Origin of the sequence: Streptomyces sp. NPDC006602 (assembly GCF_042870385.1) — a bacterium.
Classification (GTDB): domain Bacteria; phylum Actinomycetota; class Actinomycetes; order Streptomycetales; family Streptomycetaceae; genus Streptomyces.
In genome coordinates this window covers 72,109-92,007 of sequence record NZ_JBIAHG010000015.1, presented here as the reverse complement: position 1 = coordinate 92,007, position 19,899 = coordinate 72,109, and the positions used below count along the sequence as shown (strand labels likewise).

The window sequence follows — 19,899 nt, the reverse complement described above, 5'->3', positions numbered from 1 at the left end:
GCGCTTCATGGGCACAAGCGGTCAAAAGGTGCTCTCCGGGCATGTAATTCGGGCATTCGACCCCTTTCTCGCTGTCCGGAGTTGCGCAGGGTTTCCGGGAATCTCTCAGGGAAAGGACAGGTTTCCGGGTTTCTCATGGTTCTCTCACATGCAAGCCTGAGTTTAGGCCACATAAAGGGTCCCTAATATCCGGGGAATGCATTCCGAGCCTGCCATCGAAAACCGCGCCGCCGCAGCAGTCGTGCGCGGTCGCCGCCGCAAACGCGGCAACGGGTCCGCCGAGGGTCCGGTGTTCGTCGACAACTCCGGACGCCGCTCCAAGGCGCTGCGCCGGATCGGCCTCCTGGTCGGTGTCGTCTGCCTCGGGTACGCGGTCGTGCTGGGCATGGCCTTCATGGGCATCGGCACCTCGATCAACCCGTCCTCGCTGGTGCCGTTCGGCGGTGGGAGCGGGAGCGGGAGCGGGGGCGGGCCGGGTGGCACGGGCCCCGCCGGCTACCGGCCGCAGGGCGGCATCGGCAACCCGGGCGTCCGGCCCAGCGGTGCCCCGTCGGTGCTGCCCTCGGTCACCTCCACCCCCTCGGCGGCGTCATGAACACGAACGTGCCCCCGCGCCGCCGCCGGCGCGCCCCCACCCGGATCGAACGGGCGGCGGGCAAGGCCGCGGCGCTGCAGAAACCGCGGGCCATCCTCGCCCTGCTGCTCCTGCTCGCACTGACCAGCATCATGCTGCTCGACGGCTATCTGCGCGCCGAGGTCGGCGGCGACCAGCGCGTGCGCGACGGGGCCAGCGCCAGCAAGGTGCCAGACAAAATCCTCGACGGCGGGCCGATCGTCAGCTTCCGGGGCGGACAGGCCACCACGCTGTCCGTGCCGGACAAGACGATCGCGCTCACCTTCGACGACGGCCCGAACCCGACGTACACGCCCCGGGTCCTGGACATCCTGGAGAAGTACGACGTCCCCGCCACGTTCTTCGTGGTCGGCTCGATGGTCTCCCGTTACCCGGGCATCGTGCGGGACATGGTCGAGCAGGGCAACGAGGTGGGCATCCACACCTTCACCCACGTCGACCTCTCCTACCAGAGCGACGCCCGCATCCGTCGCGAGATGACGCAGACGCAGCTGGCGCTCGCGGGCGCGGCCGGCATCACGACCACGCTGTTCAGGGCGCCGTACTCCTCGGAGACGGACGCCATCGACAACTACAGCTGGCCCGTCTACAAGGAGCTCGGCGCGGACGGCTACACCAGCGTCTTCGTCGACACCGACAGCGACGACTGGAAGAAGCCGGGCGTCTCCAACATCGTCAAGTGGGCCACGCCGTCGGGGAACGACGGGGCGTCGGTGCTGATGCACGACGCGGGAGGCGAGCGCGAGCAGACGATCAAGGCGCTGCCGACGTACATCGAGAAGATGCAGGCGAAGGGGTACACCTTCACCACCATCAGCGGTGTCATGGAGCAGCAGAACGGGGGCGCCGCACAGGCGGCCGGGGCGGCCGGGGCGGCCGGGGCCGCGGGGGCTTCGGACGCGTCCGGGGCGTCAGGGGCGGCCGGTTCCGAGCAGCCGGGTGGCGTGCCGAACGGGCAGGGGGAGGCGCAGACGGAGGGGCCGGCAGGGGCCCGGCGTTCGGCCGCGGACCGTCTCCAGGCCGCGCACCGCGAGGCCACCGGGGCGACTCTCTACGAGGGCAAGGCCCTCCTGGTGGCCGTCGCCGTCGCCGAGTGGACCGTACCGACGCTGTCCGTCGGACTGGTCGTCGTGGGCGTCGCGGTCATCGGCCGGTTCGGCATGATGCTGATCCTCGCCCGCAGCCACTACAGACGGCGCAACAAACGCCGGTTCAGCTGGGGGCCGCCGGTCACCCGGCCGGTGAGCGTGATCGTCCCGGCGTACAACGAGAAGGAGTGCATCGCCAACACCCTCAAGTCGCTGGCGCGCAGCACCCATCCGATCGAGGTCATCGTCGTGGACGACGGCTCGACGGACGGCACCTGCGAGATCGCGCGCAGTGCCGCCGACTCGCTCGGCATGTCGAACGTCCGGGTCATCCGCCAGGAGAACGCGGGGAAACCGGCCGCCCTCAACAACGGTGTGCGCAGCGCCAGTCACGACATCGTCGTGATGATGGACGGCGACACGGTCTTCGAGGCGGACACCGTACGCCGGCTCGTGCAGCCGTTCGCCGACCCCGAGGTGGGCGCGGTCGCCGGCAACGCCAAGGTCGGCAACCGCGACACGGTCATCGGCGCCTGGCAGCACATCGAGTACGTGATGGGCTTCAACCTCGACCGCCGCATGTACGACCTGCTGCGCTGCATGCCGACCATCCCCGGTGCGATCGGCGCGTTCCGCCGCGAGGCGGTCCTGCAGGTCGGCGGCATGAGCGAGGACACCCTCGCCGAGGACACCGACATCACCATCGCCATGCACCGCGAGGGCTGGCGGGTCGTCTACCAGGAGCACGCGCGTGCCTGGACCGAGGCGCCGGGCTCTCTCAAGCAGCTGTGGTCGCAGCGCTACCGCTGGTCCTACGGCACGATGCAGGCGCTCTGGAAGCACCGCAAGTCCCTCACGGACAAGGGCCCTTCGGGCCGCTTCGGCCGCGTCGGCATGCCGCTGGTGGTGATCTTCCAGATCGTCACGCCGGTCTTCGCCCCGCTCATCGACGTGTTCACCGTCTACTCGATGATCTTCGTCGACTTTCAGGCGGCGCTGCTGGCCTGGCTCGCGGTCCTCGGCGTCCAACTGTTCTGCGCGGCGTACGCCTTCCGCCTCGACCGTGAGAAGTACCGCTACCTGCTGATGATGCCGCTCCAGCAACTGGCCTACCGCCAGATGATGTACCTCGTCCTGATCCACTCGTGCATCACAGCCCTGACGGGTGGCCGCCTGAGGTGGCAGAAGCTCAAGCGGACGGGCGAGGTCGGGACGCCGGCGGGGGCGGGCTGATGGGGGCGCACAGCAAGGGCGCGATTCAGCAGCCCGCAGCGCCGGTAACGGTCTCCAGGGACGCCGAGCGGTCCGACCCCGCGGCACCACAGCGCGACCGCTACTTCGACACCCTCCGGGCCCTCGCCCTGATCCGCGTCGTCGCCTATCACACCTTCGGCTGGGCCTGGGCCGGCCTGGTCTTCCCCTCCATGGGGATCATGTTCGGCCTGGCCGGCACGCTGATGGCGAAGTCCCTGGAACGCCCGGCGTACCAGGTGGTGAAGAGCCGGCTGCGTCGCCTCCTGCCTCCGTTCTGGTTCTGGGGCTTCTTCGTGGTCGTCGCGATGCTGGTCCACGACTGGATGCCGGGTTGGCAGATCGTCTACTGGATCGTCCCGCTCGGCGACCCGCCGGGCAACGAGTGGGGCGTACAGGCCTGGGAGATCCTCTGGTACCTGCGGACGTATCTCTGGTTCGTCCTGCTCTCCCCGCTCCTGCTGAAGGTCTTCCGGCTCGCCCCCGTGCCGGTGCTCCTGCTGTCCCTCTTCCCGATCCTCGTCCTGACCTTCGTCCGGTCGGGCCCGGACAACCGGCTCGGCAGCGCGCTGTGGGACCTGTCGACGTACCTCTTCTGCTGGATCCTCGGCTTCGCCCACCGCGAGGGCGTGCTGCAACGGATGCCGTCGGCCGTGGTGGTCGTGCTCTCGCTCGCCGCGATGGGCTACGGCGGCTGGTACGCCTTCTCCCACCAGGCCGACTTCGGCACCTACGACCTGGACGAGATCCCGCTCGCGCAGGCCTTCTGGTCGGCCGGCTTCGTGATGCTGTTGATGTGGGCCAAGGCCCGTTTCCGGATCGACTTCGCCGGGCTCACCCGCTTGCGGCGGCTGGACAGGATCGTGACGGTCTTCAACGCGCGCGCGGTCACGATCTACCTCTGGCACGAGATCGCGCTGATCCTGGCCGTCCCGCTGGTCGACCAGTTCTGGAAGGTGCCGGCCTTCGAGAGGTATCTGCCGCTGGAGAGCCAGTGGTTCATGTTCGGCGTCGGCTGGGTCCTGATCGCGGGGTTCATCCTGGCGTGCGGATGGGTGGAGGACGTGGCCGCGAAGAAGAAGCCGCGCCTACTCCCATGAGCGGGCGCGAGGGGACGTACTGCAACAATGGCCCCGTGACCCGCGCTTCCCTGAACAAGCAGCCGCACGAAGTCGCCTCGATGTTCGACGACGTCGCGGAACGGTACGACCTGACGAACGACGTGCTCTCGCTCGGCCAGGACCGGGTGTGGCGCAAGGAGGTCGCCAAGGCCGTCGACGCCCGCCCCGCGCAGAAGGTCCTGGACCTGGCCGCCGGTACGGCCACCTCCTCGCTGCCCTTCGCCCGCACCGGCGCCTACGTCGTCCCCTGCGACTTCTCCCTCGGCATGCTCCAGGTCGGCAAGCGCAAACACACCTGGCTGCCGTTCACCGCGGGCGACGCCACGAAGCTGCCCTTCAAGGACGACACCTTCGACGCCGTCACCATCTCCTTCGGGCTGCGCAACGTGCAGGACACCGACACGGCCCTGCGTGAGATGTACCGGGTGACCAAGCCCGGCGGCCGGGTCGTGATCTGCGAGTTCTCGCACCCGACCTGGGCGCCCTTCCGCACCGTCTACACCGAGTACCTGATGCGCGCCCTGCCGCCGGTCGCGCGCGCGGTGTCGTCCAACCCAGACGCGTACGTCTACCTCGCCGAGTCCATCCGCGCCTGGCCCGACCAGCCCGCGCTGGCCGAGCGCCTCCAGAAGGCCGGCTGGTCGAAGGTGGCCTGGCGGAACCTCACGGGGGGAATCGTGGCGCTGCACCGGGGCTTCAAGGTGAGTTGAACCCGGCCACGGCGTAGTAGGGGGCGCACGGCTCGTCGAGCTCGCGCTGCATGCCGCCGCCACCCGGACGCGGTAGGCGCGGCTCATGTACGCCCGCACCTCCGCCGCCCTCACCCTCGCCGAACTCGAACCACACGGTCACCACGGCCCCGCGCGGCACTTCGACTCCGGGTGGTGGGTACTGCCGTACGACGTACTCCACGACCGTGCGACGGAAGTCGGGTCGGTCCGGGGCGGCGAGCAGCACGTTCGATGCCTCGGCCGCCTCGCGCGCGTCCACGGCCATCAGGCCCACCAACCTCGGTACGCGCACCTCGGGCGATTTGGGTGTTATGCGCACAGATGTCACCCCCCAGCGGTACTGGCAGGGTAACCCCGGTCGCACGTCGCCCGGAAGCGCCAAGTGTCGTTCTGTGACAGTCGATTACTATCAGTAACTACCGGCTGCTTCTGGTGCTTCCGGCCGGTCCGGCTGGTCGCGGTTGCTCCGGCTGGTCGCGGCCGCTACAGATCGAGCCGGTAGCAGTGCCCCTCCCGCTCCGGCGCCGGCGTCCGGAACACCTCTGCGAGGCGCATGCCCAGCCGCCGGGTGACCGCGACGGACCGGGTGTTGCGGGCGTCGACCATGGCGACCACGCTCGGCACGCCCGCCGCACGCAACCGTTCCAGCGTCATCCGCGCGGCCGCGGTGGCGTATCCCAGGCCCCATCGCTCGCGCCCGAGCCGCCAGCCGATCTCGATCTCACCCGTCGGTCCCCAGCTGTGCTCCCACGGCTGGGCGCCGGTGAAGCCGATGACCTGCCCGAACTCGTCGGTCATGGTCCACAGGCAGTACCCGCGCTCGGCGTCGTGCCGGCGCTGGCGGGCGGTGAGCTCCTCGTAGACGGACAGCTCCGCGGCCTTGCCGCCGTGGAACTCCATGACGTCCGGGTGGGCGAAGGTCCGGTGCCAGGCCACGGCGTCCTCGTCGGTGGGCACACGCAGCCGTACTACGGGGAGAGCTCGGTTCACAGGGCAGCCCTTCAGCCGGGTGATCAATTCTGCTGAATAGACTGCCCATGTCCAGTGCCCGTCGGCACGCACATTCCGAACTTGGGGAGATCCCGCCGTGACCGAGCCCCTCTCCGAAAACACCGCCGATGTGATCGTCGTCGGCGCGGGGCCAGCCGGCTCCACCACCGCCTACCACCTCGCGAAGGCCGGACTCGACGTACTCCTGCTGGAGAAGACCGAGTTCCCGCGCGAGAAGGTCTGCGGTGACGGCCTCACCCCGCGCGCCACCAAGCAGCTCGTCGCCATGGGCATCGACATCTCGGAGGAGGCCGGCTGGCTGCGCAACAAAGGCCTCAGGATCATCGGCGGGGGTGTGCGGTTGCAGCTCGACTGGCCGGATCTCGCCTCCTTCCCGGACTACGGCCTCGTCCGCAAGCGCGACGACTTCGACGAGCAGCTGGCGCGGCAGGCGCAGAAGGCGGGCGCGCGGTTGTACGAGCGCTGCAACGTGGGTGCGCCGATCGTCGACGACCGCACGGGCCGCATCACCGGCGTGCACGCCAAGCTCGGTGACACCGGGGAGAAGCGGGAAGTCACCTTCCACGCGCCGCTGGTCGTCGCCGCCGACGGCAACTCGACCCGGCTCTCCCTGGCGATGGGCCTGCACCGTCGCGAGGACCGCCCGATGGGCGTGGCGGTCCGTACGTACTTCACCTCGCCGCGCCACGAGGACGACTACCTGGAGTCCTGGCTGGAACTGTGGGACCGGCGGGGCGCCGAGGACCGTCTTCTCCCCGGCTACGGCTGGATCTTCGGGATGGGCGACGGCACCTCGAACGTCGGCCTCGGCGTCCTGAACACCTCGGACTCCTTCAAGGAACTCGACTGGCGCGAGGTCCTCAAGGCATGGTGCGCATCGATGCCGGAGGACTGGGGCTACACCCCGGACAACATGACCGGGCCCATTCGCGGCGCCGCACTCCCCATGGCCTTCAACCGCCAGCCGCACTACACGCGCGGGCTGCTGCTGGTCGGCGACGCCGGCGGCCTGGTGAACCCGTTCAACGGCGAGGGCATCGCCTACGCCATGGAGTCCGGCCAGATCGCCGCCGACGTCATCGTCCAGGCCCACGCCCGCTCGACTCCCGCGGGCCGCGAACTGGCCCTCCAGCGCTACCCCCGTGTCCTCAAGGACACCTACGGCGGCTACTACACGCTGGGCCGCGCCTTCGTGAAGCTCATCGGCAACCCGAAGGTCATGAAGATTGCGACCCAGCGCGGGCTGTCCCATCCCCTGCTGATGAAGTTCACGCTGAAGATGCTCGCGAACCTCACCGACCCGACGGGCGGCGACGCGATGGACCGCATCATCAACGGCCTGAGCAAGGTGGCGCCGAAGGCGTGACGAAGGCCGGGTGACGGCAGCGCGCGAGAACACGCGGCGCTCGGGGGACCGGCGAGCACGGCCCCCCACCACCCCCTGCCGTGGCCGGCCTCCTCTGCCTGAACCCGGCGGCGAGGGGCCACGGCGGCCTTTGCTCACGGTGGCCTCGGGCTCGCCGTGCTGGTCGCCTTCACGATCCCTCGTCACGAACCGCCGACGGCGCGGCCCGTTGCCGAGCGCGCCCTCCTGTCGGCCCGGAAGGGGCCGCTGCCCCCGAGCGGCTGCGGCCCCTTCCCTACGGCTGTGCGTGCCTGTGTGTCAGAGCACCCGCACCGCGCCGGTCGGCGGGTCGTAGGACAGCGGCTTCTCGGCGACGCCCGTGGACGGGTTCTGCGCGCCGACGAACATGCCGTCGCCGACGTACACCGCCACGTGGTACGCACTGCCCGCGCTGCCCCAGTACAGGATGTCGCCCGGCTGCAGGTTGCTGAGCGAGACCTGGGTGCCGGCGGTCGACTGGTCCTGCGAGACGCGCGGCAGGCTGACGCCGATCTGGTTGAAGGCGGCCTGCACCAGGCCGGAGCAGTCCCAGGAGTTGGGGCCGGTACCGCCGGAGACGTAGGCGTCACCGACCTGCGCCTTGACGAAGGCGATGACCGCGGCGGCCGAACCGGTGGCCTTGGACGTGCTGGTGGACGTGCTGGCGCTCGCCGCGGCGGACAGGGTGGCCCGCTCGGCGGTGCGGGACGCGCGCTCGGCAGCGGCCTTGCGAGCGGCTTCCTGGGCCGCCTTCTTCTTGGCCTCGGCCTTCTGCTTCGCCTCCGCGAGGTCCGCCTTGGCCTGCTTCGCGGCGTTTGCGGCAGCCGCGTCACGCTCCGCCTGCAGCTGGTAGTTCGCCGCAGCCTGCTGCGTGGCGTCGGCGGACTCGGCGACCTGCGTGGCCAGGTCGGCCGTGAGGGTGGGCAGTTCAAGCGTCTGCGTCACGGGCTCGGCAGCGTTCGCCGAACCCGACGCCCCGGCCACTGCCAGGGTGCTGAGAACGCCACCGGCAACTCCGGCCCGCATCGCGATTGTCGACGCGCTGCGGCGGGGTTTCCGGTGGCTGCGTATGTGAGCGGTGTGGGACATGAGAACAACCGGTATCAGGGGCTCCTCCATACCTTCAAGAAACGTGTGGTGCGCCACAGTTGTTCAATCGCCACCACGAACGCCGGGCGTGTCGTTCTTTATTGACGCCGTAACGGACATTGCGGACACTGGTGATCAAGCCTGTGATCATGGCCTTTCGCTGTTACGCCCGAATTGCCCGCCACCTACCACTGGTTGGGACAGGTGGCCAACCCCGCTTCTCGTGGGCTTCTCGCGGATGTGGTGGAGGTCACGCAACGGTTACGAGCGCGGGTGCGTCCGGTGTGCGGAACCCGTCGAGCCGCGCTCGTGAATGTGTGCACGCGTCCACACGGCACCTCGCGATTCCCTCTGATGTGTAAACGCGGTCCTCTACCAAGGCGTCGCTTCCAGCGCCAATTTGCATGCAAGGGAAGTCTCTTGATATGGAGACTCCCTTTTTCACCTGCGCCGACGAGCGAAGATGTCACCTCTGGTGATCAATCGGACGCTTCTCGTACGAAGATCGCCGCTCCTCCGACTTCATGATCCTTGGTCAGGTGGTGGAGATCACAAAGCTTGTGCAATACCCCGTGTCGCAGATCACAGAGCGGCAGGCATAAGATGCGTGGCAGTTGGGCTTGTGACCTGCTTCACATGTTCGCGATCTTCGCCGGGACAAGCGGGGCCCGTGTGATCTGTGGGGCGGCTGAGTCCGATGTGCCATCGCCAGCAGTCAGTGCCGACTGAGAGGAGCGAGGAGCGGTGAACGCGTATGCGCCCATCCTCGTACTGGGAGCCCTCGGGGCAGGCTTTGCGATCTTCTCCGTGGTCATGGCCACGCTGATCGGTCCGAAGCGGTACAACCGGGCCAAGCTCGAGGCCTACGAGTGCGGTATCGAGCCGACCCCCACGCCGGCCGGCGGCGGGCGCTTCCCCATCAAGTACTACCTGACGGCGATGCTCTTCATCGTCTTCGACATCGAGATCGTCTTCCTCTACCCCTGGGCCGTCACCTTCGACGCCCTGGGCGTTTTCGGGCTCGTGGAGATGCTGCTCTTCGTGCTCACCGTCTTCGTCGCGTACGCGTACGTATGGCGGCGCGGCGGTCTGGAATGGGACTGAGGGGCCTTTAGACATGGGACTCGAAGAAAAGCTGCCGAGCGGCTTCCTGCTGACCACCGTCGAGCAGGCCGCGGGCTGGGTGCGCAAATCGTCCGTTTTCCCCGCCACCTTCGGCCTCGCCTGCTGTGCCATCGAGATGATGACCACCGGCGCCGGCCGCTACGACCTGGCGCGCTTCGGTATGGAGGTCTTCCGCGGTTCGCCGCGGCAGGCGGACCTGATGATCGTCGCCGGCCGGGTCAGCCAGAAGATGGCCCCGGTGCTGCGGCAGGTCTACGACCAGATGCCGAACCCGAAGTGGGTGATCTCCATGGGGGTCTGCGCCTCCTCGGGCGGCATGTTCAACAACTACGCCATCGTCCAGGGCGTCGACCACATCGTTCCGGTCGACATCTATCTGCCCGGCTGCCCGCCGCGGCCCGAGATGCTGATGGACGCCATCCTCAAGCTCCACCAGAAGATCCAGACCTCCAAGCTCGGCGTGAACGCCGAGGAGGCGGCCCGGGAGGCGGAGGAAGCGGCGCTCAAGGCCCTGCCGACGATCGAGATGAAGGGGCTGCTGCGGTGAGCGACGCGAACGGCACCAACGGGGCGTCGAACGGGGTGAACCCGGAAAAGGACCTCGGCGCCTCCAACCTCCCCGGCCGGCGTGGCGAAGGCGGCGAGGAGATCCGCGTCCAGCGCGGCATGTTCGGCGCCAACAACGGTGGCGACACCACCGGCTACGGCGGCCTGGTCCGCTCGATCCGGCTCCCGGGCCCGGCGAGCCGCCCCTACGGCGGCTGGTTCGACGAAGTCGCCGACGAGCTGGAAGGCGCGCTGGACGAGCAGGGCCTGCTGCCCGAGAACGCGATCGAGAAGACGGTCGTCGACCGCGGCGAACTCACCTTCCACATCGAGCGCGAACACCTGCTGCGCGTCGCCCGCACCCTGCGCGACGACCCGGCCCTGCGCTTCGAGCTCTGCACCGGCGTGAGCGGAGTCCACTACCCGCACGACAAGGGCCGCGAGCTGCACGCCGTCTACCACCTGCGCTCGATCACCCACAACCGGCTGATCCGCCTCGAAGTCAGCGCCCCCGACGCCGACCCGCACATCCCGTCGCTGGTCTCGGTCTATCCGACCAACGACTGGCACGAGCGCGAGACCTACGACTTCTTCGGCATCGTCTTCGACGGTCACCCGGCTCTGACGCGGATCATGATGCCGGACGACTGGCAGGGCCACCCGCAGCGCAAGGACTACCCCCTCGGCGGCATCCCCGTCGAGTACAAGGGCGCCCAGATCCCGGCTCCGGACCAGCGGAGGTCGTACTCGTGAGCACTTCCCACGCTTCTCCCAGGGAGACCACCGAGGGCACCGTCTACACGGTCACCGGTGGCGACTGGGACGAGGTCGTCCAGTCCGCGGCCCGCGCCGACGACGAGCGCATCGTCGTCAACATGGGCCCCCAGCACCCCTCCACCCACGGGGTTCTGCGTCTCATCCTGGAGATCGACGGCGAGACGGTCACCGAGGCCCGCTGCGGCATCGGCTACCTGCACACCGGCATCGAGAAGAACACCGAGTTCCGCACGTGGACGCAGGGCACCACCTTCGTGACGCGCATGGACTACCTGACGTCCTTCTTCAACGAGACCGCCTACTGTCTCGCCGTCGAGAAGCTCCTCGGCATCGAGGACCAGATCCCCGACCGCGCCACCCTCATCCGCGTGCTCCTGATGGAGCTCAACCGGCTGTCCTCGCACCTGGTGTGCATCGCCACCGGCGGCATGGAACTCGGCGCCACCACGATCATGATCTACGGATTCCGTGATCGTGAAATGATTCTCGACATCTACGAGCTCATCACGGGCCTGAGGATGAACCACGCGTACATCCGCCCCGGCGGACTCGCGCAGGACCTGCCGCCCGGCGCGGTGGACCACATCCGCGAGTTCGTGAAGAAGATGAAGAAGAACCTCCCGGAGTACGACAAGCTCGCCACCGGGAACCCCATCTTCAAGGCCCGCATGCAGGACGTCGGCTATCTCGACCTGGCCGGCTGCATGGCCCTCGGCGCCACCGGCCCGATCCTGCGCTCCGCCGGCCTGCCCCACGACCTGCGCAAGGCGCAGCCGTACTGCGGCTACGAGACGTTCGACTTCGACGTCCCCACCGCCGACTCCTGCGACTCCTACGGCCGCTTCCTGATCCGCCTGGAGGAGATGCGCCAGTCCCTCAGGATCGTCGAGCAGTGCCTGGACCGGCTGCAGCCCGGCCCGGTCATGGTCGCCGACAAGAAGATCGCCTGGCCCGCCCAGCTCGCCCTGGGCCCGGACGGCCTGGGCAACTCCCTCGACCACATCAAGAAGATCATGGGCACCTCCATGGAGGCCCTGATCCACCACTTCAAGCTGGTCACCGAGGGCTTCCGCGTGCCGCCGGGACAGGCGTACGCGGCCGTCGAGTCGCCCAAGGGCGAGCTCGGGGTGCACGCCGTTTCCGACGGAGGCACCCGCCCCTACCGGGTCCACTTCCGGGACCCGTCCTTCACCAACCTGCAGGCCATGGCGGCGATGTGCGAGGGCGGCCAGGTCGCCGACGTCATCGTCGCCGTCGCGTCCATCGACCCCGTGATGGGAGGCGTCGACCGGTGACCACTTCTTCTTCGGAGCGGGGCGTCAGCCTGGGCATGCCCGAGCTGCCCGCGCCCACATACCCGGACGACGTCCGCACCCGGCTGGAGACGGACGCGCGGGAGATCATCGCCCGCTACCCGGACTCCCGCTCGGCCCTGCTGCCGTTGCTGCATCTCGTGCAGTCGCAGGAGGGCCATGTCACGCGCACCGGGATGCAGTTCTGCGCGGACGTGCTGAACCTGACCACGGCCGAGGTCACCGCGGTCGCCACCTTCTACACCATGTACCGGCGCCGGCCGAGCGGTGACTACCAGGTCGGCGTCTGCACCAACACCCTGTGCGCGGTGATGGGCGGCGACGCGATCTTCGAGTCCCTCCAGGAGCACCTGGGCGTCGGCAACGGCGGGACCACCGAGGACGGCAAGGTCACCCTGGAGCACATCGAGTGCAACGCGGCCTGCGACTTCGCACCGGTCGTGATGGTCAACTGGGAGTTCTTCGACAACCAGACCCCGGCGAGTGCCAAGCGTCTCGTCGACGACCTGATCGAGGGACGGCCGGTCGAGCCCACGCGCGGGGCGCCGCTGTGCACCTTCAAGGAGACCGCCCGGATCCTGGCCGGCTTCCCCGACGAGCGGCCCGGGGCCGTCGAGGCAAGCGGCGGAGCGGGACCCGCTTCGCTGGTGGGCCTTCGCCTGGCAAGGGGAGAGGCCGCACCCGCGCGCGTGGTCCATCCGCGCGACGGCGGACCGCACGACGCGCCGCAGGACAGGGCGGTGCACCACCCGTCACCGACGGAGCACTTGAGCTCGCACGACGCGCCGCAGGACACGTCGGCCTCCGACCCGGCCCACCCGGCAGGGCCTACCGCCGAGGAGGGGGAGTGATGACCTTGGCACCCGAGATCAAAGACACCAGCCCGGAGAAGCTGCTCGCACCCGTGCTGTCGGCCTTCTGGGACGAGGACAGGTCCTGGACGCTGGACGTCTACCGAAGGCACGAGGGGTACGAGGGACTCCGCAAGGCGCTCGCCATGTCGCCGGACGACCTGATCGCGTACGTCAAGGACTCCGGTCTACGCGGTCGCGGCGGTGCGGGATTCCCCACGGGAATGAAATGGCAGTTCATTCCCCAGGGGGATGGAAAGCCACACTATCTAGTTGTCAACGCCGACGAGTCGGAGCCCGGAACGTGCAAGGACATTCCGCTCCTCTTCGCGAACCCGCATAGCCTCATCGAGGGCATTGTCATCGCGTGTTATGCCATCAGGTCTTCGCATGCCTTCATCTATCTGCGCGGTGAAGTCGTCCCTGTTTTGCGGCGGTTGCACGAGGCCGTGCGTGAGGCCTACGCGGCGGGCTATCTGGGCGAGAACATCCTGGGCAGCGGACTCGACCTCGAACTCACCGTGCACGCGGGCGCGGGCGCGTACATCTGCGGTGAGGAGACCGCACTGCTCGACTCGCTCGAAGGCCGCCGGGGTCAACCGCGGCTCCGTCCTCCTTTCCCTGCTGTCGCGGGCCTCTATGCGTGCCCGACTGTTGTGAATAACGTCGAGTCGATCGCGTCGGTTCCCGCCATCCTGCAAAAGGGAAAGGAATGGTTCAGGTCGATGGGCAGCGAGAAGTCTCCGGGCTTCACGCTCTACTCGCTCAGCGGCCACGTCGCCAGCCCCGGCCAGTACGAGGCCCCGCTCGGCATCACCCTTCGCCAACTCCTCGAGATGAGCGGCGGGATGCGGCCCGGACACCGGCTCAAGTTCTGGACGCCCGGCGGCTCCTCGACGCCGATGTTCACCGACGAGCACCTCGACGTCCCTCTTGACTACGAAGGAGTGGGCGCCGCGGGTTCCATGCTCGGCACAAAAGCTCTGCAGTGCTTCGACGAGACGACCTGCGTCGTGCGCGCCGTGACCCGCTGGACCGAGTTCTACGCCCACGAGTCCTGCGGCAAGTGCACACCGTGCCGTGAAGGGACGTACTGGCTCGTGCAGTTGCTGCGTGACATCGAGGCGGGCAAGGGCGTCATGTCCGACCTCGACAAGCTGAACGACATCGCCGACAACATCAACGGCAAGTCGTTCTGCGCCCTCGGCGACGGCGCCGCCTCGCCGATCTTCTCCTCGCTCAAGTACTTCCGCGAGGAGTACGAGCAGCACATCACGGGCCGCGGCTGCCCCTTCGACCCGGCCAAGTCGACGGCCTGGGCCGACCGCACGGAGGTGAACGCATGACTGTGACCACCAACGCTCCCGCAGGTGGGGGAGAAGCGGCGGTCCCGCCGGAAGATCTCGTCTCGCTGACGATCGACGGCGCCGAGATCAGCGTGCCCAAGGGCACCCTGGTCATCCGGGCCGCCGAGCAACTCGGCATCGAGATCCCCCGGTTCTGCGACCACCCGCTCCTCGACCCGGCCGGCGCCTGCCGCCAGTGCATCGTCGAGGTCGAGGGCCAGCGCAAGCCCATGGCGTCCTGCACCATCACCTGCACCGACGGGATGGTGGTGAAGACCCACCTCACCTCGCCGGTCGCCGAGAAGGCCCAGCACGGTGTGATGGAACTGCTCCTCATCAACCACCCGCTGGACTGCCCGGTCTGCGACAAGGGCGGCGAGTGCCCCCTGCAGAACCAGGCCATGTCGCACGGCAACGCGGAGTCCCGCTTCGAAGGAAAGAAGCGGACCTTCGAGAAGCCCGTCCCGATCTCCACGCAGGTGCTGCTCGACCGCGAGCGGTGCGTGCTGTGCGCCCGCTGCACCCGCTTCTCCAACCAGGTCGCGGGCGACCCGATGATCGAACTGCTCGAACGGGGCGCGCTCCAGCAGGTCGGCACCGGCGAGGGCGACCCCTTCGAGTCGTACTTCTCCGGCAACACCATCCAGATCTGCCCGGTCGGCGCGCTGACCTCCGCGGCGTACCGATTCCGCTCCCGCCCCTTCGACCTCATCTCCTCGCCGTCGGTCTGCGAGCACTGCTCCGGCGGCTGCGCCACCCGTACCGACCACCGGCGCGGCAAGGTCATGCGGCGGCTCGCCGCCAACGACCCCGAGGTCAACGAGGAGTGGATCTGCGACAAGGGACGGTTCGCGTTCCGCTCCGCCCAGCAGCGGGACCGGCTCCAGACGCCGATGGTGCGCAACGCCGAGGGCGAGCTCGTGCCGGCCTCCTGGCCTGAGGCGCTGCAGATCGCCGCCCAAGGGCTGCTCGCCTCACGGGGCCGGACCGGTGTCCTGACCGGCGGCCGGCTGACCATCGAGGACGCCTACGCCTACAGCAAGTTCGCGCGCGTGGCGCTCGACACCAACGACATCGACTTCCGCGCGCGCGTGCACAGCGGCGAGGAGGCCGACTTCCTGGCCGCCCGGATCGCCGGACGTGGACGGGACCTCGACGGTACGGGCGTCACGTACACCGCCCTGGAGAAGGCGCCCGCCGTTGTGCTGGTCGGGTTCGAGGCCGAGGAGGAGGCGCCCGGAGTCTTCCTTCGGCTGCGCAAGGCATGGCGCAAGCACGGGCAGAAGGTGTTCTCCCTCGCCACGCACGCCACGCGTGGCCTGGAGAAGGCCGGCGGCACGCTGCTGCCCGCCGCTCCCGGCACCGAGACCGAGTGGCTGGACGCACTCGCGAGCGGAGTCGGCCTGGAGGAAGACGGCGCGAAGGCATCGGAGGCGCTGCGCACCGAGGGCGCGGTGATCGTCGTCGGCGAGCGGCTGGCCGCCGTGGCGGGCGGGCTGACCGCCGCCGTACGGGCCGCCTCCGCGACCGGCGCCCAGTTGGTGTGGATCCCGCGCCGCGCGGGGGAGCGCGGTGCCGTCGAGGCGGGCGCGCTGCCCACGCTGCTGCCGGGCGGGCGTCCGGCCACCGACCCGCGCGCGCGGGACGAGGTCGCCGCGGCCTGGGGCCTGGCTGAACTCCCGCACCGCTATGGGCGCGACACCGGCCAGATCGTCGAGGCCGCCGCGGGCGGTGAGCTTCAGGCGCTGCTGGTCGCGGGCGTCGAGGTCGCCGACCTGCCCGACCCGGCACGCGCGCGTGAAGCGCTGCGCGAGGTCGGCTTCCTGGTGTCGTTGGAACTGCGGCCCAGCGAGGTCACCGAACTCGCGGACGTGGTCCTGCCAGTGGCGGCGGTCGCCGAGAAGGCCGGCACCTTCCTCAACTGGGAGGGCAGGGTGCGCTTCTTCGAGGCCGCGCTCAAGCCCGACCACATGACCCGGCGTCTGGCGCCCACCGACGCGCGCGTACTGCAGATGCTGGCCGACGCCATGGACGTACACCTGGGGCTGCCGGACCTGCGGACGGTGCGCGCGGAGCTGGACCGGCTCGGGGCCTGGGACGGGCCCCGGGCCACCGAGCCCCTGGAAACCGCCGCGCAGTTGCCGCGGCCGGCCGCCGGGGAGGCCGTACTGGCCGGGCACCGGCTGTTGCTCGACCAGGGCGTCCTCCAGGAGGGCGACGAGGCGCTCGCCGGGACGCGGCACGCGGCCCACGCGCGCGTGTCGCCCGCCACGGCGGCCGAAGCCGGGGTGAAGGACGGCGACCTGCTCGCCGTGACCGCAACCACCGGAACGGTCGAACTGCCCCTCAGGATCACCGAGATGCCCGACCGGGTGGTCTGGCTCCCGCTGAACTCCCTGGGTGGCGGCGTCGCCTCCGACACCGGGGCGCTGCCCGGCGCACTCGTCCGCATCGGTTCGGCGACGCTCGCCGCCGAAGCCCCCAAGGAGGTGGAGGCATGAGCCCGTACCTCGCCGCTGAAGACCTCTCGATGTTCGGCACCGACCCCTGGTGGCTGGTCGTCGTCAAGGCGGTGTTCTGCTTCGCCTTCCTGATGCTGACCGTGCTGTTCTCCATCGTGTGGGAGCGCAAGGTCGTCGCCTGGATGCAGCTGCGCATCGGCCCCAACCGGCATGGCCCCTGGGGCATGCTCCAGTCGCTCGCCGACGGCATGAAGCTGATGCTCAAGGAAGACGTCATCGTCAAGCGCGCGGACAAGGTGGTCTACGTCCTCGCGCCGATCGTCGCGGCCATCCCGGCCTTCATGGCGATCGCGGTGATCCCCTTCGGCCCGGCCGGCAACGAGATCTCGATCTTCGGGCACCGCACCGCGATGCAGCTCACCGACCTGCCGATCGCGATGCTCTACATCCTCGCGGTTGCCTCGGTCGGCATCTACGGCATCGTCCTCGCGGGCTGGAGTTCCGGATCCACCTATCCGCTCCTCGGCGGCCTGCGCTCCTGCGCGCAGATGATCTCGTACGAGATCGCCATGGGCGCCGCGTTCGCCTCGGTGTTCCTCTACTCGGGGTCGATGTCGACGTCGACGATCGTCGAGCAGCAGCACGACCGCTGGTACATCGTCCTGCTGCCGGTCTCCTTCTTGATCTACATCGTGACGATGGTGGGCGAGACCAACCGCGCCCCCTTCGACATGCCGGAGTCCGAGGGCGACCTGGTGGGCGGCTTCAACACCGAGTACTCGTCGATCAAGTTCGCGATGTTCATGCTCGCCGAGTACGTGAACATGGTGACGGTCTCGGCCGTGTCGGTGACGCTCTTCCTGGGCGGCTGGCGGGCCCCGTGGCCGGTCAGCACCTTCTGGGAGGGTGCCAACCACGGCTGGTGGCCGATGCTCTGGTTCGTGATCAAGGTGCAGTTGCTGCTGTTCTTCTTCATCTGGCTGCGCGGCACGCTCCCGCGGGTCCGCTACGACCAGCTGATGAAGCTCGGCTGGAAGGTTCTGATCCCGGTCTCGCTCGTCTGGCTGATGCTCGTGGCCACCGTGCGGACCCTCAGGAACGAGAACTACGACTTCGCCGACATCGCCCTCTACATCGGCGGCGGCGTCCTCGCTCTGCTGCTGCTCTCCTTCGTCGTCGACATCTTCCGCGAGAAGACGAAGGCGGCCGAGCGGCCCGTCGAGGAACCGGTCGGCTTCGACCCGATGGCGGGCGGGTTCCCCGTGCCGCCGCTGCCGGGACAGGAGCTTCCACCGGTGCCGCGGCGCAGCTCGCGCCGCGAGCGGGAGCTGATTGTCAGTGGTGGGCCCGATACTCAGAGTGACGGATCTCTGGATGGAAAGGAGGCGTCCGATGGCTGAGGAGCCCAAGGAGACCAAACCCGGTTTCCAGAACCCGGTGGCCGGCTTCGGCGTGACCTTCAAGGCCATGTTCAAGAAGCGGCTGACCGAGCAGTACCCGGAGCAGCAGAAGACCACCGCTCCCCGGTTCCACGGACGGCACCAGCTCAATCGCCATCCGGACGGCCTGGAGAAGTGCGTCGGCTGCGAGCTGTGCGCCTGGGCCTGCCCCGCCGACGCCATCTATGTGGAGGGCGCCGACAACACCGACGAGGAGCGCTATTCGCCGGGCGAGCGGTACGGCCGCGTCTACCAGATCAACTACGCCCGCTGCATCCTGTGCGGCCTGTGCATCGAGGCGTGCCCCACGCGCGCGTTGACGATGACGAACGAGTTCGAACTGGCCGACTCCAGCCGCGCCAACCTCATCTACACCAAGGAGCAGCTGCTCGCCGGCCTCGAGGAGGGCATGGTCGACAGCCCGCATTCCATCTTCCCGGGGACGGACGAGCAGGACTACTACCGGGGTCTGGTGACGGAGGCCGCGCCCGGCACGGTGCGGCAGGTCGCCCTCTCCAATGGCGAGGTTCCGCAGGAGGCCGCGTCGACCTTCGGCGAGGACGAGCCGACGTCGGAGAAGGTGATCGGCCGATGAGCGCGCAACTCGCCGCCTACTCCACCTCCACGGGTGAGGCCTTCCAGTTCTGGGTCCTCGGTACCGTCGCGGTGATCGGTGCACTGAGCACCGTCTTCATGAAGAGGGCCGTGCACAGCGCGCTCTGTCTCGCCGGAACCATGATCATCCTGGCGGTGTTCTACCTCGCCAACGGCGCCTACTTCCTGGGCGTCGTCCAGATCGTGGTCTACACCGGCGCGATCATGATGCTGTTCCTGTTCGTGGTGATGCTCGTCGGCGTCACCGCGGCGGACTCCCTGAAGGAGACCATCAAGGGCCAGCGCTGGCTGGCCCTGATGTGCGGGTTCGGCTTCGGCGTCCTGCTGTTCGCGGGCATCGGCAACGCCTCCCTCAACGAGTTCAGCGGACTCGCGCAGGCGAACGCGAACGGCAACGTGGAGGGCCTCGCGGCCCTCATCTTCACGAAGTACGTCTTCGCCTTCGAGATCACCGGCGCCCTGCTGATCACGGCCGCCGTCGGCGCCATGGTGCTCACCCACCGCGAGCGCACCGAGCGGGCCAAGACCCAGCGCGAGCTGTCCGAGGAGCGCGTCCGCGAGGGCAAGCACCTGCCGCCGCTGCCGGCGCCCGGTGTGTACGCGCGGCACAACGCCGTGGACATCGCGGGCCTGCTGCCCGACGGCACCCCGTCCGACCTCACCGTCAGCAAGACGCTGCGGGAGCGCGGGCAGATCCGTGACGTGTCGCAGGAGGCACTCAACGACCTGCGGGCCCTGGAACAGCGCGCCGAGGAGCGCCTGGAGCGGACCGCGATCGAGCCGTCGACCTTCAAGCGGTCCGAGGAGGCGTCGAAGTGAACCCGGTCAACTACCTCTATCTCGCCGCCCTGTTGTTCACGATCGGTGCCACCGGCGTGCTGATCAGGCGCAACGCGATCGTCGTGTTCATGTGCGTCGAGCTGATGCTCAACGCCTGCAACCTCGCGTTCGTCGCCTTCTCCCGGATGCACGGCAATCTCGACGGCCAGATCATCGCCTTCTTCACGATGGTCGTCGCCGCCGCGGAGGTCGTGGTCGGGCTCGCGATCATCGTGTCGCTGTTCCGTTCCCGCCACTCGGCCTCGGTCGACGACGCCAGCCTGATGAAGCTGTAAG

19 protein-coding genes are annotated in these 19,899 nt (G+C 68.8%); 16 read left to right on the top strand and 3 right to left on the bottom strand.

The genetic code is table 11. The annotated features are described in order from the left end of the window. Positions 1–196: 196 nt before the first annotated feature. From ACFYO2_RS30930 to ACFYO2_RS30915, 4 genes are read left to right on the top strand one after another with little or no spacing between them, the layout of a single operon-like run. Positions 197–595: a hypothetical protein gene (locus ACFYO2_RS30930; protein ID WP_388355575.1), complete on the top strand. Its 399-nt coding sequence runs from the start codon at positions 197–199 to the stop codon at positions 593–595. Continuing rightward, positions 592–2,955 (top strand): bifunctional polysaccharide deacetylase/glycosyltransferase family 2 protein, encoded by a 2,364-nt coding sequence (locus ACFYO2_RS30925; protein WP_388355573.1) that lies wholly within the window; start codon positions 592–594, stop codon positions 2,953–2,955. Before ACFYO2_RS30930 ends, ACFYO2_RS30925 begins: the two co-directional genes overlap by 4 nt. Beyond that, positions 2,955–4,073: an acyltransferase gene (locus tag ACFYO2_RS30920; RefSeq protein WP_388355571.1), complete on the top strand. Its 1,119-nt coding sequence runs from the start codon at positions 2,955–2,957 to the stop codon at positions 4,071–4,073. Before ACFYO2_RS30925 ends, ACFYO2_RS30920 begins: the two co-directional genes overlap by 1 nt. Before the next feature lie 35 nt (positions 4,074–4,108). After that, a complete protein-coding gene (locus tag ACFYO2_RS30915) occupies positions 4,109–4,804 on the top strand; it encodes a demethylmenaquinone methyltransferase (protein ID WP_388355570.1) in 696 nt (231 codons plus the stop codon). On the opposite strand, the gene ACFYO2_RS30910 is transcribed toward ACFYO2_RS30915, so the two are convergent. After that, on the bottom strand, positions 4,791–5,144 hold the full coding sequence (locus tag ACFYO2_RS30910; protein WP_388355568.1) for a PASTA domain-containing protein: 354 nt from the start codon (positions 5,142–5,144) through the stop codon (positions 4,791–4,793). The two genes, ACFYO2_RS30915 and ACFYO2_RS30910, sit on opposite strands and share 14 nt — an antisense overlap. Positions 5,145–5,308: 164 nt before the next feature. Then, positions 5,309–5,842 (bottom strand): GNAT family N-acetyltransferase, encoded by a 534-nt coding sequence (locus ACFYO2_RS30905; RefSeq protein ID WP_388355566.1) that lies wholly within the window; start codon positions 5,840–5,842, stop codon positions 5,309–5,311. A 70-nt stretch (positions 5,843–5,912) separates the two neighbouring features. On the opposite strand from ACFYO2_RS30905, the gene ACFYO2_RS30900 reads away from it, so the two are divergent. Then, on the top strand, positions 5,913–7,202 hold the full coding sequence (locus ACFYO2_RS30900) for a geranylgeranyl reductase family protein (RefSeq protein WP_388355564.1): 1,290 nt from the start codon (positions 5,913–5,915) through the stop codon (positions 7,200–7,202). Positions 7,203–7,499: 297 nt separating this feature from the next. On the opposite strand, the gene ACFYO2_RS30895 is transcribed toward ACFYO2_RS30900, so the two are convergent. Continuing rightward, a complete protein-coding gene (locus ACFYO2_RS30895) occupies positions 7,500–8,309 on the bottom strand; it encodes a C40 family peptidase (RefSeq protein WP_388355562.1) in 810 nt (269 codons plus the stop codon). A gap of 744 nt (positions 8,310–9,053) precedes the next feature. Between ACFYO2_RS30895 and ACFYO2_RS30890 the strand changes: the two genes are divergently transcribed. The 11 genes from ACFYO2_RS30890 to nuoK are packed head-to-tail and all read left to right on the top strand — an operon-like array spanning position 9,054 to position 19,898. Then, the gene (locus ACFYO2_RS30890) at positions 9,054–9,413 is read left to right on the top strand and encodes an NADH-quinone oxidoreductase subunit A (protein WP_007383963.1); all 360 of its coding nucleotides are present in this window, start codon (positions 9,054–9,056) and stop codon (positions 9,411–9,413) included. Between the two features lie 13 nt (positions 9,414–9,426). After that, the gene (locus ACFYO2_RS30885) at positions 9,427–9,981 is read left to right on the top strand and encodes an NADH-quinone oxidoreductase subunit B family protein (RefSeq protein WP_010041554.1); all 555 of its coding nucleotides are present in this window, start codon (positions 9,427–9,429) and stop codon (positions 9,979–9,981) included. Continuing rightward, a complete protein-coding gene (locus tag ACFYO2_RS30880; protein ID WP_388355559.1) occupies positions 9,978–10,733 on the top strand; it encodes an NADH-quinone oxidoreductase subunit C in 756 nt (251 codons plus the stop codon). Before ACFYO2_RS30885 ends, ACFYO2_RS30880 begins: the two co-directional genes overlap by 4 nt. Beyond that, on the top strand, positions 10,730–12,052 hold the full coding sequence (locus ACFYO2_RS30875) for an NADH-quinone oxidoreductase subunit D (RefSeq protein WP_388355557.1): 1,323 nt from the start codon (positions 10,730–10,732) through the stop codon (positions 12,050–12,052). The genes ACFYO2_RS30880 and ACFYO2_RS30875 overlap by 4 nt, the downstream gene beginning before the upstream one ends. Then, positions 12,049–12,921 (top strand): NADH-quinone oxidoreductase subunit NuoE, encoded by an 873-nt coding sequence (nuoE, locus tag ACFYO2_RS30870; protein ID WP_388355555.1) that lies wholly within the window; start codon positions 12,049–12,051, stop codon positions 12,919–12,921. The genes ACFYO2_RS30875 and nuoE overlap by 4 nt, the downstream gene beginning before the upstream one ends. Further along, the gene (nuoF, locus tag ACFYO2_RS30865; protein WP_388355553.1) at positions 12,918–14,267 is read left to right on the top strand and encodes an NADH-quinone oxidoreductase subunit NuoF; all 1,350 of its coding nucleotides are present in this window, start codon (positions 12,918–12,920) and stop codon (positions 14,265–14,267) included. Before nuoE ends, nuoF begins: the two co-directional genes overlap by 4 nt. Further along, complete coding sequence (locus ACFYO2_RS30860; RefSeq protein ID WP_388355551.1) at positions 14,264–16,768, top strand: NADH-quinone oxidoreductase subunit G; 2,505 nt, start codon at positions 14,264–14,266, stop codon at positions 16,766–16,768. The genes nuoF and ACFYO2_RS30860 overlap by 4 nt, the downstream gene beginning before the upstream one ends. Continuing rightward, positions 16,765–18,129: an NADH-quinone oxidoreductase subunit NuoH gene (nuoH, locus tag ACFYO2_RS30855; RefSeq protein WP_388355550.1), complete on the top strand. Its 1,365-nt coding sequence runs from the start codon at positions 16,765–16,767 to the stop codon at positions 18,127–18,129. Before ACFYO2_RS30860 ends, nuoH begins: the two co-directional genes overlap by 4 nt. Further along, positions 18,122–18,763 (top strand): NADH-quinone oxidoreductase subunit NuoI, encoded by a 642-nt coding sequence (nuoI, locus tag ACFYO2_RS30850; protein WP_388355548.1) that lies wholly within the window; start codon positions 18,122–18,124, stop codon positions 18,761–18,763. The genes nuoH and nuoI overlap by 8 nt, the downstream gene beginning before the upstream one ends. Then, complete coding sequence (locus tag ACFYO2_RS30845) at positions 18,760–19,602, top strand: NADH-quinone oxidoreductase subunit J (RefSeq protein ID WP_388355546.1); 843 nt, start codon at positions 18,760–18,762, stop codon at positions 19,600–19,602. The genes nuoI and ACFYO2_RS30845 overlap by 4 nt, the downstream gene beginning before the upstream one ends. Beyond that, on the top strand, positions 19,599–19,898 hold the full coding sequence (nuoK, locus tag ACFYO2_RS30840) for an NADH-quinone oxidoreductase subunit NuoK (RefSeq protein ID WP_004927567.1): 300 nt from the start codon (positions 19,599–19,601) through the stop codon (positions 19,896–19,898). Before ACFYO2_RS30845 ends, nuoK begins: the two co-directional genes overlap by 4 nt. The last annotated feature ends 1 nt before the right edge of the window (position 19,899 follow it).